The following is a 1,267-nucleotide window of genomic DNA, read 5'->3' as shown; positions in this document are numbered from 1 at the left end:
GGGCTGCGAGGTCGGGCTGGATTGTTACCACTCAATCGGGGTGGTGGCTAATGCAATCGCCCTGGGGATGGCCAGAAGAACCAGACCGTTCCACAGGGCTCCGCCTTTTAAAGCTTTTACTTGTTTTAGGCGCCGATCCTCGCGCGCAACTCATTGTCGCCATTACGTTTTTTGGCGTACCAAAGCGCGAAAGGTGAGAGAAGTGCAGCCAGCGGTGAGAAAAGTGCCGGCAAAGGTGAGAGACGTGCAGTCTTCTCCACAGCCAGGCCGTGACCGGACTCGGGTTCTTCTGCACCAGCCGGCGCCGGTTCGTGGGTATGCTGAGGTGAGAACCTTCCAAGACACTCACCTTCAGCATCGTGGGATCCCTGGTGTCCAAGTCGAATGCTCTGCTCCGAGCGTCCTACAAGCTGACGCTGGCCGAACAGCGCCTGATCCTCGCGTGCCTGGCACAGCTGGACACCCGCCGGGCGATGCGCAGCCCGGACAGCCAGGCTGACCAGACCGACAACCTGCGGGTGACGGCGCTGGAGTACGCCGACCTGTACGGCATCGACATGAGCACCGCTTACCGGGAGATCCACGCGGCAGCGCGGCGCCTGTACGACCGCTCCATCAAGATCGTCCGGCCGGACGGCCGGGAGGAGCATTTCCGCTGGATCTGGGGCCGTGCGACGCACGAACGGGCCGGGTACGTGGAAATCAGCCTCACGCCCGATCTGGCGCGCTACGTGACCTCGCTGCGGGGTCAGTTCACGTCCTACGGCATCGACCAGGTGCGGCGCCTGCGCAGCACCAACGCCGTGCGGATCTTCGAGCTGATGATGCAGTGGCGGGCCGCCGGCGTGATCCGCTTGTCGCTGGCCGAGCTGCGCCAGATGCTGCAGCTCTCGTACAGCCGCTTCACCGACATCCGCCGCTTCGTCCTGGACCCTGCCGTCCAGCAGATCAGCGAAAGCACCGACTGGGCGACGATCTGGAAGCCGATCCGCGTCGGCCGCCAGGTCGATTCAGTCGAGATCCGGTTCAGCGAACGGGATCAGGGCGTTCTGCCGCTGGGAGACGAGGCCCGGGACAGCGCGGTGACGGATGCGCTGTTTCCGGTGGGGTGATCTGGGCTTGGCCGGGGCCCTCATCCCTTGTCCGTCTGCCCGGTCTTGTCTCCCGTCTCGTCCATCAACCTCGCCGCCTTCAAGCCCAGGACCTCGCCCTGGCGGAAGTAGCCGATGACGGAGGAGGGAGAGCGGTGGCCGGTGAGGGCCATGGT

General features: G+C 64.6%; 1 protein-coding gene. It reads left to right on the top strand.

Annotated features, from left to right (window positions below; translation table 11 throughout):
* Positions 1–371: 371 nt before the first annotated feature.
* Positions 372–1,112 (top strand): replication initiation protein, encoded by a 741-nt coding sequence (locus BW996_RS20895; protein WP_037485017.1) that lies wholly within the window; start codon positions 372–374, stop codon positions 1,110–1,112.
* The last annotated feature ends 155 nt before the right edge of the window (positions 1,113–1,267 follow it).

Origin of the sequence: Sphaerotilus natans (assembly GCF_900156335.1) — a bacterium.
In the GTDB taxonomy this organism is placed as follows: Bacteria; Pseudomonadota; Gammaproteobacteria; order Burkholderiales; family Burkholderiaceae_C; genus Sphaerotilus; species Sphaerotilus natans.
Note: the sequence above shows the minus strand (reverse complement) of the source record. Positions and strands in the feature narration are given on the sequence as shown.